The sequence below is a fragment of the Moritella sp. PE36 genome (assembly GCF_000170855.1).
Lineage (GTDB): Bacteria > Pseudomonadota > Gammaproteobacteria > Enterobacterales > Moritellaceae > Moritella.
The window spans coordinates 1-14,690 of the sequence record NZ_ABCQ01000081.1 but is presented as its reverse complement, the minus strand read 5'-3'; the positions used below and the strand labels follow the sequence as shown (position 1 = coordinate 14,690).

Here is a 14,690-nt window from a genome sequence, read left to right as displayed (position 1 = left end):
TGATGGATGAACAATGTTATTAACCAGGTGTTCACGCATATTCTGTACATGGTATAACTGGATATTTTCAGGGTTGTCGATAATAAACTCTTGGCGTGCCGTTAACGTTTGTAACGTCACGGGCATTTCATCAAACACAGAAAAACTGATCTCCCCTTCACTGCCTGTGATCAGCACCCGATCTTGTCTTGTACAACCACCAAAATTCCAACTTCCGACACCGGTTACGCCATTCTTGTGCTGCCAGCATGCTGATATTGAATCTAACGATGAATAGAGGCCTTGTTGATTGGTACCAAGTCCTTTCACGATATCAAAATCACCCAACAAATAAGCAAACAGATCAAGACCATGACTGGCAAGATCGTCAAAGTAACCACCAACAGCGACTTGTTTATCTGTTCGCCAATTAAACTCACCCGATAGATCTAATGCGTTGGCTGGTTTATTTAAAAACGCATTAATCGTTCTTACTTGGCCAATCGCACCTGATTCAAGTAATGCTTTCACTTTATTAAAACGCGGTAATGAACGGCGATAGTAAGCCACAAATAAGGGAATGTCTTTGTCGTTAAACGCATTGTGAATCGCCAAACTGTCCGCATAACTGGGTGCCAGTGGTTTTTCGATACAACAAGGCTTACCCGCGTCTGCCACTTGTAAGGCGTAAAATTTATGACTATCAGGAGGAGTGGCAATATACACGGCATCAATATTATCGTTATTGATAATATCTGCAGGATTTGAGGAGTATGCTTCAATGTTATGTCTTAACGCATAATCTTGTGCAAGAGCAAGATTACGTCGCATTACAGCCGCAAGTTTAAAACCGTCTGTTTTTTGATATGCAGGGCCGCTTTTTAATTCTGTGACAGCACCACAGCCGATGATCCCCCAGCGAATAGGTAATTGTATTTCTTTGTTACTCTGCATATTCTATCCATCTAAAAATATTGAATGTAATAAGTATGCAAAAGAATATATGCTATTTAGATATCAGTCCAGCGCCCGCTTCAACTCTGTGACATATTGCGGGTACTGCGAAATATCGTTATGACTGGCTCCGGTGATCAAAATAGTCGCCACCAATTGCTCAGCAAACTGCGCAATTAACGACTCAGCCCTTGCTCGGGGGATCACCTGGTCGTGCTCAGCAATGAAGATATAGGTTTGAGCGGTAATTTTGTCCACGCGATTTATTGACAAGTATTTATCTTTAAGCAACAGGTTTACCGGAAACATCCAGTAAACCGACTTAGCGACATTCACGATACTATCAAAGGGGGTGATCAATACCAACTTGGTTACTTGTCGGTTCGCTGCAACATAAGTCGCAACGCCGGTACCGAGACTTCTGCCCATCAGGGTTATCTGTTCGTGATTAACGGTTACCCGGTCGAAAACAGACAAGGCATCATGATAGAGGTGCTCCTCAGTGGGCGATCCCGTACTGTTGCCATAACCTCGGTAGGGAATTAGATAGACGCTATAATCCGGTAACACATCCTTAAAAAAATCGATGTTGTTTTCGATATTTTCGGCATTACCGCCATAATACATTAACGCCTTAGCGCGCCCTTCGTTAACCACCCAGCCACGTAACTGTTCACCATCGGAATCAAAGCTGATTGCTGCTACATCATTTACTGGCGCTGCTGGTTGCGGAAAATACAAGAAGTTGCGTTGAAATACGAATAACACAACACAAATACCGATATAGAACACGATCATGGTGATCAACATGCTTTTCATGACGACTCCCTATCTTGTTTAGCTATGTTTATAATAAACAAAGATATAAATACTGATGTTAAAAACTACAACAAAAATGCCAAGTATAATGTGAATATTAGCGGTGATCCCAACAGGGTAAAGAATTGGCATGAGATAATGTTCGACAAATCCGCCGGTATACCCGTCGGCACCAGCAGCATTTCTCAGATAATTTTCCAGCGGCGTCAAAGGACAGGTCCAGCCCATAAAACTCATTAATGATGCCCAAATGACAGCGGGAAGATGGACAACAATCAAATAACGGCGAGCAATGAGTGACAGTCCACCCAATACTACAAAAAGAATAAACAGCGCATGGATGATGACCACCAAGTCCGTCAATATTAGATAAACCAATATGTCCCCCTCAGAATCAACGCAGCGCTTAGAATGGCAATAACAAACTCACGGTCAGTAGTAAGTCAGGGTTCTATTATTAAGTCTAGGAACTCTAATATCAATTGCGTTAAATAAGGATCCATTATTTATCGTGATAGGTATAAAATAACAGACAAGGTAAACGAAGGGATTTTTGATATGAATAAGCGTCTCATACAAGCTGTACGGACGCTTACACATAGGTATAATTGAAATTAAACCGTTAATGTTTGTAAACGCTTCAACGCTGCATCGACACCGACATTAAGCTGCTTAGTGCCGGCGAGATAACGTTCGCGGAAAACATCAAACCAACAGCCAAGAATATCCGCATTCAGCGCTTCACCATGATGACCCAACACCAGTGATGCAACTTCTGCCGTTGCGAGCTGATTGTCTTTTGCCGCCTTGCGGATCTGATACTGTGAAACGACGTCAGGATCAAATGAGATCACCGGTATATCTTCTAACCACGGGCTTTTTTTGAACATCTTCTTCGCTTCACGCCAGCTACCATCAAGTAGGATGTATAACGGTCGTTTACCCTGCTCAATTATTAATGGCCCTGTTTGTACCCGCTCACGCTCAACCACATACTCTTCAGGGAAGATAATGAATGGCTGCCAGCAACTTTGGTTAATGATATCGATCATCTCTTGATTGGGCTCTGTACGTGACCATTGGTAAGCAAATGTGTCTTCGATGACATCTGCAATCAAACGGCCAGTATTACTCGGTTTTATCATTTCATAATCAAACATCACCAGCATAAAGCCAGCTGTCGATTTTACTAACGGTTGGTGTTCACAAATACAAAATTGCTTGCCTAACATGCAGTAATCACAACGAATTAATCGACCGCCACGAGCTTTGAAAGGTTTGGTACTGTCAGCTAAACGCTGTGTTGCTAATCGATGAACATTATGAATGCGCATAAAGTGATACCACTTAGAAATAAATTGCCAAAATGCAGATAAAAAAATGACCCAGAACCAAGTTCTATCACCACCGTCGTGGGACAACACTTGCTACTGAGTCATTCACATAGTTAAGGTACGCGTCAAGCGTTACTTAATTATGGTGCTTACGGTCTTCCAATTCAGATTTAGTCGCACGAACCTGACGCATAAAGAAGTTAGCCATAGATGCAGCAGCAGGTTTCTTTTCTGGTGCTGGCATTTTAGACGTTATTACGCGTGGCTTTGGTGGCGCAACAGGTGCAGCAGCAACAACAGGTCTTGCAACTTCTGGCTTCACAGCAGCAGTCGCATGTACAGGACGAACCTGATTCGTCGCAAATTGTGACGATGCAACATGTTGTCTTTGATGTTGTACTTGTTGTGGCACTGGTTGTCCAACCATTTGCGGACGAGTTCGAATCACTTCTATCGAGTAAAGTTTACTTGAGACAGAATTTGTAGACTGCGAGACTTGCTCACGACGTAAACGTTCACCAGTTGATTTGAATTCTTGGTATTGTACAGCTAACCAATTCTTCAAATGCATCAACATACCTGCTTCAATTAATTCGAGACAAGTTCTGCTGTTGTACTCAACCAGTTTCGTTTCTGAAAAATACGTCTTGGCTTCTGCTTCTGAGCCGATGCGTTCGACTAATTCGAACCATGTTGATAAACCTAAAACTGTGTAATGACTCATTGTCTACCTTGCAGATAACCGGCTACATTTTAGTAGCTTTCTGTAAAAATTAGGAGGCGGATTCTATACCTTTGTCGCTGTGATTAAAAGCATATTTACGAAAAAAACCTAAAAATAATGTGATAACTCATAAATGTGCACTTTCAACTTCATTTAGACTAGACTAAATTAATTTTTTAGTGTTCGAAATGAACAAAAAAATAACAATAATTTTTCACTAAATTAGCCGCGATTCAATTTCGAAAATAGATGTTATCCGTTTTGTTATTCTCCTTGCGGTTTCGAATTGCTTAGATGAAAATACAGCGACTACATTTTATTAATAAGGAAATACTCGAATGCCTGACGCTTCATCACCAGTCACACCTCAACCACACAAGGTTAAAATTTATATCGGTCAGGTTACGCAGCATTATGGTTTTGAGTCTGCCATTAATAAAAAAGTAGTAAATCACAGCATTTACCTTTCTGTGCACGGACTCGCAGAAGACACCACCGCCGATAAAAAATATCACGGTGGTCTTGAGCGTGCTTTACATCAGTACCCTACCGAGCATTATTCATTTTGGCAGCAAGCATTTTCCCCTCGCAGTGACGAACAAGCTCAATTTGAAGCTCCAGGTATGGGCGAAAACATCAGTGCAGTGGGTATGACTGAAGAAAATGTGTGTATCGGTGATCAATACCAATGGGGTGAAGCCATAATCGAAGTGAGTCAACCGCGCCTGCCTTGCTTTAAATTAAATGGCCGTTGGGATGTCGCTGATATCTCTGTGCAGATGCAAACGCTCAGTCGGTGCGGTTGGTTATATCGCGTTATCACACCAGGAATGGTAAGTGAAAATGATGCTTTAATCCGAATTAAACGGCTAGACTCTGCGACAACAGTGAAACAAGTGTGTGAGTTATTCTTTAGTGAGCCATTAAACAAAGCCAATCTAGCCCGATTGATAGAAATACCTGCTCTCTCACCTATTTGGGCTGAAGTGGCCAAAGCACGCTTAGAAACGAATACCGTTGAGAATTGGAATTTTAGATTGTTCGATCATGCTTAATCTAAGGCTTTATAACTTGCCATCTATTCGCGCTTAGCTTACCCTCTCACTATCGTTTAACAGCATATATTCATAAGTTTTCAAGCCATTAAGTATCCGCTGTATTTAATTAGATAAAAATGAATAAGAACAAGGCGTAGTATGGATAACAATTCGAATAAATCAGCAGCTGACCAACCCACTTTTTACTGGCATGACTACGAGACTTTCGGGTTAAGCCCGTCCCTCGATCGCCCATCTCAATTTGCTGGCATTCGCACCGATATGGACTTTAACGTGATCGGCGAGCCAGATATGTTTTATTGCCGTCAGTCAGATGATTACCTTCCTTCGCCAGAAGCCACTTTAATTACCGGGATCACACCGCAAAAGACCCAAGCTGAAGGTGTGAATGAAGCAGAATTCAGTAAACGTATTGAAGCGCAGTTTAGCCACAAAAACACCTGTATCATTGGTTATAACAATATCCGTTTTGATGATGAAGTAACGCGTAATATCTTCTACCGTAACTTCTACGACCCATACGCACACACCTGGAAAGATGGTAACTCACGCTGGGATATTATTGATTTGATGCGCGCTTGTTATGCACTGCGTCCAGAAGGCATTGTATGGCCAGAAAATGATGATGGCCTGCCAAGCATGCGTCTTGAGCTATTAACGAAAGCCAATGGTATTGAACACGCCAATGCCCATGATGCGACATCAGATGTATACGCAACCATTGCTATGGCTAAATTGGTTAAAGAAAAACAACCTAAGTTATTTGATTTCTTATTTAATCTGCGTAGCAAGCGTAAAGTAGAATCACTTATTGATATCATCAACATGACACCATTAGTGCATGTGAGTGGTATGTTCGGTGCCGACCGTGGTTTCACAAGCTGGGTTGTGCCACTAGCTTGGCATCCGACCAACAATAATGCCGTGATCGTGGCTGACTTAGCCCAAGACATTACGCCGTTATTAGAGTTAAGCGCAGATGAACTGCGTGAGCGTTTATATACACCCAAGAAAGATCTCGGTGACCTGGCCCCTATCCCACTGAAACTTATTCATATCAATAAGTGTCCAGTGCTAGCGCCAGCGAAAACCTTATTGCCTGAAAATGCAGAACGTTTAGGCATTGATCGCAACGCCTGTTTAGCAAACCTTAAACGTTTAAAAGAAAGCGCAACGCTACGCGAGAATGTGGTTGGTGTTTATCAAGTAGATCGTGAATATCCAAAATCAAATAATGTTGATGCCATGATCTACGATGGTTTCTTTAGCGCTGGGGATAAAGCTAACTTTGAAATATTACGCGAAACAGCACCCGAGCAATTAGTTGGATTGCAACTAAAAATCAGTGATGAACGTTTTAACGAGTTGTTCTTCCGTTATCGTGCGCGTAACTTCCCGCATTTACTATCAATGCCTGAGCAACAAAAATGGCTTAATCATTGCCGTAGTGTGTTAGAAGACAGTGCACCTGCCTATTTTGACCGATTAGATGCATTGGCGATTGAAAATAGTCATGACGAACGCAAAATGAAACTGCTGCAGCAACTATACCTCTATGGTCAGACGATCATTGGTGCATAGCGGCTAACGAAGCAAATTAAAATGAGCGCATTAAAAAAGCCTGTTAGTGATATCACTAACAGGCTTTTTATATTAACCCCAAATTAGAATAGTTTTTTCAAACCTCTAAATATTTCATTCTTAATTTTATTCTTGTCTTCGTCTGACCCAAGATACTTATCAATCAGTTTATCTTTTTCAAGCTCAATGACTTGTTTAGTAATATCACCGAAATCAACTTTAATACTTGGCGCTGCAAAGCTGCCTTTCACTTCGACAGGAAGACGCAAGTCACGAATAGCCTTCATTGTTGAACTCGATTGGCCACCAATACTTTCGGCCACTGAGGCGCCAAAAGTAAAATCAAGTTTTTCACGCATCAGATCTGCATAGCCCTTGCCATCAACCTTGATCGCAGGTGAAGCCAAATCGATCTTCGTCGATGTTAACTTACCGCCACCGAGTTTAAAGTTTGCCACCATCGCGCTGAAATCTGTCTGTTCACTTTGATCCGCATTACCGACAGGTTTCTTGCTAAACATAGCAATCGCTTTACGCACTTCTTGTGCCACATTTATCCCTAACACAGCTCCATCAGAAAACGTTGTATTAATCGTACCCTTAGTCATCGACTTCAACTTGGTCATGGTTAAGCCTTTACCGCTTAAACGCACGTCTACATCAACCAAACCTGTCAGCATTTTTTTACCTGCCGCGATTGTGACTAATTGCTCTGACTGCACTTTTTCCAGCGTACTATTCATATTGAATATCGCTGGCGTCTTATTACTGTCTAACAGGGCCTTAACCATTAACTTGCCTTCATAAAGATCAGACGACAGTCTAGTTAACTGGAATACACCATCTTTTAACTCACTTTGTAGTTTAATATTATCCAAGACATACTCGCCTTGCTTAATTTGAGTGATCGTCAATGACCCTTTTTGATTAACACTTGATAGCGCACTAAGATCCGGTTCAACTTCTGCCTGTTGCTTTTTACCAGTCTGACTTACTCCTTGTTTACCTGCTGCGCCTTTAGCCGCTGATTCGTTATTTGTACTTGCAGGTTTAACCTTAGGCAGCCAATCATCAACGACAAGGGTATTCATTGCGAGGTTGTATTCTATGCTAGGCTTTGAAAATACATCGACAGACAAATCACCAGTGACTGTGAGTTCATCGACAGCTAATTTAAGCCCTACAAATTTTACTGTTTTATAAGCATTGTCATAGGTCAGGTCACCTTGCAGTGAAATATTCATTTCTGGGCGAGGTAGTAACTTGCCAGTTAACGCGAGTTTATTATCCAGCTGTGCTAATTTAATTTCGTTAAATTGCTCATCAACGGTGAGGACCATACTGGTATTTAATTTAGCGGTTAATTCATTGGTACGATAGTTTGCAGCTAATGTGATCGCAACAGGCTTACCAAAGGCAAATTCGCCTATATTTAAGCTGCTGTCAGACAATTTATGATATGTGCCGTCTTGGCGATTATTCAAAGATAACTGGGCGTTGGTTATATTCACCCCTTCAACTACAAATTGATATTCACTTTTGGCAATCTCGCCTTCTGAAGTTACCTTAATCGCTTGAATATCTTCGTTTGATAATGGCTTTTCTGGCGGCGCTAATCTAGCAAGTAACTCATCCATGTTATTACGGCCATCAGATAACGTCTCTACATTAACTGTTAAGCCATCAACTTTCACATTCGTTACCACAATTGTTTTAGTTAATAGCGACATAAGCTCAACGGCGGCATGCACGCTCTTCACTTCAATTTGTGTCGAGTCTGAATATTCATGTTTATTAAATAAGGTAAGTTTACCTAATTCAAAACCAATCTGTGGATAAAAAGTTAAATGTAAGTCCCCTTCAATCGTGACGTCTTGTTTAGTCAATTGCTTTGCTTGCTCAATCAAATTATCTTTAATTAATTCTTCATTAACTAGGAATTTCATTGCAATAACACCGACGATAAAAATTATCGCAATGAGCCCGCCAATACCAAGCAGTACTTTTTTCATCCTAAAACCACCTTATAAAAATACATCTAAATCAATTAAGATAACGCGCAAGCATTATATTAACGCCAGCTAGCCTAATAATATCATGTAATTACCAGAAAGCAGAAGGATTAACAATAATACATCTTATCGATACAAATAATTAACAAGTTTTAGTTATATTTCAGAAATTTCTCATTATATTCTGTAAAACGAAACATTCAGCTCAAAAAACAATCATAAAAACAATTTCGTTATTTGAATATTATTCACAAATATAGCCTAAATACGAAAACATAATCACAATTACTGCATATCTATTATTTATTGAAATATAAAACTAGAAAAAACACACTAATCCATATAATAAATTAGCTTTAAAACCGATTTATGTGACGTAGCGCACCTAAAGTTCCATAAAACATTTTATTTTCATGACGCCTGACACATGGTGTTAATAATATGTTTCTCACATGTATATTCGCAGTTACTATCTCCGGCAATTAAGTTTAAGGCAGTTAAAAACTCCAAACTTTATAGTAAAAATAGATATACAAATAGAAATGGAATATTTAGTGGCAACACTGTTATATCAATTTGATCCTCAGTGTTAGCCCTATAAAAGGGAACTATTTAATGAAAGATAATAATATTTACGCTGAATCACCGCGTGACATAAATAAAACAAACTCAGGTAATAAATCACTACTCCGATTTTTGTTACCCTCGTTAATCGGCTTATTTTTATTCATGACACCGGTTACCTATGAAGGTGACATGACAATTCCAGTCGCCTTATTAGCAAAATTGTTAATGTCTGTATTGGACGGTTATTTACTTAATATCATTACCGTCATCATTTCATTCATGGCTGTGGCATCCACACTAGCAGTGCTGCTTAAACCCAAATTTATTACTGAGCGTGCATTCTTCAAAGAGCTATTCATGCCAACACCACTTTGGCTAATCGTCAGAATCCTCAGCTGTGCTTTTACTATCGCAACTGTTTATCAAGTGGGTCCAGAATATATTTGGAATGAAAATACCGGTGGTTTGGTACTCAACGATTTATTACCAACCTTATTCGCAGTATTTATCTTTGCAGGTCTGCTACTGCCTTTATTGCTTAACTTTGGATTGCTGGAGCTGTGTGGCGCGTTATGTACTAAAATCATGCGCCCTATCTTCAATCTACCAGGACGCTCTGCGGTAGACTGTATTGCCTCTTGGTTAGGTGACGGCAGCGTGGGTATCTTATTAACGGATAAGCAGTACCAAGAGAAGTTTTATACTCAACGCGAAGCAGCTGTTATTGGTACTACGTTCTCTGCGGTATCGATTACCTTTAGTCTCGTTGTGATTGCGCAGGTTAACTTAGAGCAATACTTCTTACCTTACTACATGGCAATCACATTATCAGGTATCGTAGCGGCGATCATTGTGCCTAAACTGCCACCACTATGTTGGAAAAAAGATATCTATATTGATGGCTCACCAAAGAACCACGATTTAGAGTCAATCCCAACTGGACACTCTGTGTTCTCATGGGGTATTGAACAAGCAGTCGATAGAGCATCAAAAGTAACGTCATATAGCACTGTGTTTATCGAAGGTCTAAAAAATGCAACACACATGGTGTTTGGTATCTTACCTGTCGTAATGGCAATCGGTACAATTGGACTACTCATCGCGGAATATACCTCTGTGTTTGCAGTACTTGGTCAACCGTTCATGTATTACCTTGAGTTCATGAACGTGCCAGAAGCTGCACTTGCATCTGAATCATTAGTGGTTGGTTTTGCTGATATGTTTGTACCAAGTATTCTTGCTACATCAATGGAAAGCGACATGACTCGATTCATTATTGCCGGTGTATCAGTATCGCAACTTATCTATATGTCAGAAGTGGGTGCCTTACTGTTAGGCAGTAAAATACCCGTTAACATCGTTGACCTATTTATTATCTTCGTACTCCGTACAATCATAACACTGCCAATTATCACTGGTGTTGCACATCTTATCTTCTAAATTACGGTTAGCTAAGAAAACGTAAACAAAAAAATGCCCATCACTTTAACGGTGATGGGCATTTTTGTATTCTAATTAAGTCCAGTTAGCTAGTCATTATATGACTGAACCATTATGCGTTTTGATTAGCATTGTCATCTTGGTTGATACGGCTTGTATCGGCACCATGTTGATTTTTATACTTCGCATCTTTACGTTTATTGTAAGGACGTGCAGCCGGTGCAGTCAGTGTTTCAAAGTTTAACGCAGCGATGGTCATTTTCGGACGTAATGCTAGCGGCAATTTACCACTGTTATAAAACTCAAGCACGATACGACCAGACCAACCTGGATCAATACGGTGTGCTGTTACATGGACCATAAGACCAAGACGAGCGAGTGATGAACGTCCATCTAACCAACCCACGATATCTGCTGGCAACGTGACTTTCTCAAACGTTACCGATAAAGCGAATTCACCTGGGTGTAAGATAAATGCTTCACCGTCAGGAATAACGATTTCGTCGCTCATGACTTTATCAAGCTGAATAGCCACTTCTTCTTTAGGGCCACTCAAATCAATATAAGGTGCGTTATGTGCTTGGAATACTCGGAATTCATGACCTAAAGTAACATCAACGCTTACGCCACTGATTTTACTTTGGTCAGGTCTTGGTTCAATCGAAATTCGACCATCGTCTAAGTAGTTTTCAATATCTGTATCGCACAGGCGCATGTTTTCTCTCTTTAATAGATGCTGTATTAATTATAATGCTTTTCGCGTTGATACAACAAACCACTTAAATTAGTCGTTAAGTAACTGACAAATCTTCGCTTTTAATGTATCAATCGCAAAACGGTTTTTACCACCACGCGGTACAATAAGATCCGCATATTGTTTTGATGGTTCAATAAACTGTAAAAACATTGGACGAACCGTCTCATTGTATTGCTCAATTACCGATTCCATTGTTCTGCCACGTTCGGCAACATCACGCTGTAAACGGCGGATAAAACAAATGTCTAACGGGGTTTCCATAAATACACTTGCGTGAATGATTTCACGGATATTTGGATCTGTCAGTAATAAAATACCTTCTAAAATGATCACTTTCTTGGGTGTCAATTTAATCGTCTCAGCCAAACGCGTATGTTCGGTATAGCTGTACGTTGGAATTTCTACTGCTTTGCCGTCACTTAAATCCTGTAAATGACTGCACAATAATTTATGATCCATCGCTTGTGGATGGTCATAATTTGTTTTAACTCGCTCTTCCATCTCGAGGTGACTTTGATCACGGTAATAACAATCTTCGGTAATTACTGCAATTTGTGATTCGCCAAACTCTGCAACAAGTTCATTATAGATTGTTGACGAAAGTAAGCTTTTGCCAGATGCAGAAGCACCTGCGATTGCGATGATCACACAAGAGTTAGATATATTATTCATTAATAAAATGATCCGTTGGGAGCCTAAGACACCGCTATTATAGAAATTTATAGACTGTCATTCTAGAGTAAACCTAAAAATACCTATAATAAGTTAGTAAATACCTATAATAAGCTAATAAATATCGATACTAGCGCATCAAAGTACCTACATTACGTTAGCTTAATAGGTATCTCTGTTGATATAGTGTGCGTTTGAAAAAACATTTTACTCACAATATCATTTGCTAATTGCGCATAGATAGCGGCAAACTCAGAATCAGGTCGTGCTGCAACCGTTGGGGTACCAGCATCAATATCCGCACGCAGGTCAATATGTAACGGTAGTTGAGCAACACATTCAGTGTCAAAACGAGCCGCCATTTTCACTACACCTCCGCTACCAAAAATGGCTTCTTCATGACCACAGTTACTACAGATATGGGTACTCATGTTTTCGACAACGCCCAATACCGGTACTTTCACCTGTCTGAACATGCTAATGCCTTTTGCTGCATCAGCAAGGGCAACATCTTGTGGTGTTGATACGATCAATGCGCCCGTCACCGGAATATTTTGGCTCAAGGTTAATTGAATATCACCCGTGCCCGGTGGCATATCGATAAATAGATAATCGAGTTCACCCCAATGCGTTTCATTTAACAACTGCATTAATGCTTTACTCGCCATTGGACCACGCCAGATCATCGCTTGATCATGTAACGCAATAAAGCCAATACTGTTAACCGCTAATCCATGTGCGTTAATGGCCTTCATGCTGTTACCATCGTACTGCTCTGGGCGAGAATCACTTACCCCAAGCATCAATGGTATTGATGGGCCATAAATATCCGCGTCCATGATGCCGACTTTCGCACCCATTTTCGCCAATGCCAGTGCCGTATTAACGGTGGTTGTTGACTTACCTACGCCACCTTTACCAGACGCAACCGCAATGACATTCTTCACACCATGAATCGCAGGCGCGTCGTTACAACGGGCTAAGGTCGCAATGTCTAACGTTATCACCCATTCAACGCTTTCCACGCCTTTCATTAGCGCTACTTTGGGTGCTAACTTGGTTTTAACTTCGTTTTCAAAATCCAACGATGGAAACGGTAACCGTATCTGGATCTCAACACAACCGTCCTTGTTGCTAATTGTTTCTAATACATTACTGTCGCCAATATTTTTTAACCAATTTTTAGGTTGAAAAATACCAACGAGCCGAGTGATCTTTGCAATATCCATAACCGCCTCTTTATTTGAGCTTGTAAGTGTTTAGCTTTTAAGCATTTATACTTTATTAATCTACTATATCAATGATAAAGCAAAGAATCACAAATAAATACGCTAAAAATAGCAGGGTTTTTAGCCTAACATCTATGCTTTATAGGTCGTATCAGGTAACATCGGATAACTTTATTTTTAACCTCAAGATGAATCAGATTTTTATGACATCAGAACGCAAAATCTTAGTAACAAGCGCATTACCCTATGCCAATGGCCCTATTCATTTAGGTCATATGCTTGAGTATATCCAGACTGACATCTGGGTTCGTTTCCAAAAGCAACGTGGTAACACATGTACATATGTATGTGCAGATGACGCCCACGGCACTCCAATCATGCTTAAAGCGCAAGAGCGCGGCATTACGCCGGAAGCAATGATCGCGCAGACTAAAATTGAGCACATGGCTGATTTTGCTGATTTCAATGTTGATTTTGATAATTACCATTCAACGCACAGTGACGAAAACCGTGAACTTGCAACTATGATCTACACGCGTCTGCGTGACAATGGTCATATCAAAACACGTGTAATTTCACAACTATTCGATCCTGAAAAAGAAATGTTCCTACCGGACCGTTTTGTTAAAGGTATCTGCCCAGAATGTAAGAGCGAAGATCAAAATGGTGATAACTGTGACGCTTGTGGCGCAACCTATTCGCCAACGGATTTAATCTCGCCAAGATCAGTTGTGTCTGGTGCCGAGCCAGTACTTAAAGATTCAGAGCATTATTTCTTCGACTTACCTGCATTTTCTGACATGTTACAAACATGGACACGTTCAGGTGCACTGCAAGATGAAATCGCCAATAAACTCGCAGAATGGTTTGAAACAGGCCTGAAACAGTGGGATATCAGTCGTGATGCACCTTACTTTGGTTTCGAGATCCCTGATGCACCAGGTAAATTCTTCTACGTTTGGCTAGACGCACCAATCGGTTACATGGGTAGCTTCAAAAACCTTTGCGATCGTCGTGACGACCTTGATTTTGACGAGTACTTCAAAAAAGATTCAACGACTGAACTTTATCACTTCATTGGTAAAGACATCGTCAATTTCCATAGCCTATTCTGGCCAGCAATGCTTGAAGGCACGGGTTTCCGTAAGCCAACAGGTGTATTTGCACACGGTTTTGTTACTGTAAACGGTAAGAAAATGTCTAAATCACGCGGTACATTTATTATGGCGCGTACTTACCTAGACAACCTAAACCCAGAATACCTACGTTATTACTACGCAGCAAAACTAAGCAGCAAGATTGTTGATTTAGATTTGAATCTAGAAGATTTTGCACAACGTGTAAACTCTGACGTTGTGGGTAAAGTAGTGAATCTTGCAAGCCGTACGGCTGGTTTCATCTACAAACGTTTTGATGCAAAACTAGCAAGCGAAATTTCAGAACCTGCATTATTAGCTGAATTCGTTGCTGCTGGCGATACTATTGCTCAATACTACGAAACGCGTGAGTTTAGCAAAGCGATCAAAGAAATTATGGCACTTGCTGATAAAGCAAATGCATACAT

The 14,690-nt window shown here is 40.5% G+C and carries 12 protein-coding genes and 1 pseudogene; 4 read left to right on the top strand and 9 right to left on the bottom strand.

The annotated features are described in order from the left end of the window. The 5 genes from PE36_RS22470 to PE36_RS22450 form a co-directional block, all read right to left on the bottom strand. A partial coding sequence (locus tag PE36_RS22470; protein WP_006034415.1) for a Gfo/Idh/MocA family protein occupies positions 1-933 on the bottom strand: 933 nt, incomplete at its 3' end. Between the two features lie 63 nt (positions 934-996). Continuing rightward, complete coding sequence (locus tag PE36_RS22465) at positions 997-1,752, bottom strand: alpha/beta hydrolase (protein ID WP_006034414.1); 756 nt, start codon at positions 1,750-1,752, stop codon at positions 997-999. Positions 1,753-1,770: 18 nt separating this feature from the next. Beyond that, positions 1,771-2,130 carry a DUF2784 domain-containing protein gene (locus PE36_RS22460; RefSeq protein WP_043994991.1) on the bottom strand — a complete coding sequence of 120 codons (360 nt, stop codon included), beginning with the start codon at positions 2,128-2,130 and terminating at the stop codon, positions 1,771-1,773. A gap of 236 nt (positions 2,131-2,366) precedes the next feature. After that, positions 2,367-3,086 carry a tRNA-uridine aminocarboxypropyltransferase gene (locus PE36_RS22455; protein WP_006034412.1) on the bottom strand — a complete coding sequence of 240 codons (720 nt, stop codon included), beginning with the start codon at positions 3,084-3,086 and terminating at the stop codon, positions 2,367-2,369. A 136-nt stretch (positions 3,087-3,222) separates the two neighbouring features. After that, positions 3,223-3,810 (bottom strand): hypothetical protein, encoded by a 588-nt coding sequence (locus tag PE36_RS22450; protein WP_006034411.1) that lies wholly within the window; start codon positions 3,808-3,810, stop codon positions 3,223-3,225. Between the two features lie 338 nt (positions 3,811-4,148). On the opposite strand from PE36_RS22450, the gene PE36_RS22445 reads away from it, so the two are divergent. Further along, the gene (locus PE36_RS22445) at positions 4,149-4,865 is read left to right on the top strand and encodes an MOSC domain-containing protein (protein WP_006034410.1); all 717 of its coding nucleotides are present in this window, start codon (positions 4,149-4,151) and stop codon (positions 4,863-4,865) included. Positions 4,866-5,006: 141 nt separating this feature from the next. Next, complete coding sequence (sbcB, locus tag PE36_RS22440) at positions 5,007-6,449, top strand: exodeoxyribonuclease I (RefSeq protein ID WP_006034409.1); 1,443 nt, start codon at positions 5,007-5,009, stop codon at positions 6,447-6,449. Between the two features lie 83 nt (positions 6,450-6,532). Here the strand turns inward: sbcB and PE36_RS22435 are convergent, their stop codons facing one another. Continuing rightward, a complete protein-coding gene (locus tag PE36_RS22435) occupies positions 6,533-8,461 on the bottom strand; it encodes an AsmA family protein (RefSeq protein WP_006034408.1) in 1,929 nt (642 codons plus the stop codon). Positions 8,462-9,076: 615 nt separating this feature from the next. Between PE36_RS22435 and PE36_RS22430 the strand changes: the two genes are divergently transcribed. Further along, positions 9,077-10,468, top strand: coding sequence for a YjiH family protein (locus tag PE36_RS22430; protein WP_006034407.1), 1,392 nt, complete (start codon positions 9,077-9,079; stop codon positions 10,466-10,468). 112 nt (positions 10,469-10,580) lie between these two features. Here the strand turns inward: PE36_RS22430 and dcd are convergent, their stop codons facing one another. From dcd to apbC, 3 genes and pseudogenes are all read right to left on the bottom strand, one after another. Then, positions 10,581-11,183, bottom strand: coding sequence for a dCTP deaminase (dcd, locus tag PE36_RS22425; protein ID WP_006034406.1), 603 nt, complete (start codon positions 11,181-11,183; stop codon positions 10,581-10,583). 69 nt (positions 11,184-11,252) lie between these two features. Continuing rightward, a complete protein-coding gene (gene udk, locus PE36_RS22420; RefSeq protein WP_006034405.1) occupies positions 11,253-11,897 on the bottom strand; it encodes a uridine kinase in 645 nt (214 codons plus the stop codon). A gap of 152 nt (positions 11,898-12,049) precedes the next feature. Then, positions 12,050-13,129: pseudogene (gene apbC, locus PE36_RS22415) on the bottom strand (iron-sulfur cluster carrier protein ApbC); the annotation flags it as partial. A gap of 200 nt (positions 13,130-13,329) precedes the next feature. On the opposite strand from apbC, the gene metG reads away from it, so the two are divergent. Beyond that, a partial coding sequence (metG, locus tag PE36_RS22410; RefSeq protein ID WP_043994992.1) for a methionine--tRNA ligase occupies positions 13,330-14,690 on the top strand: 1,361 nt, incomplete at its 3' end.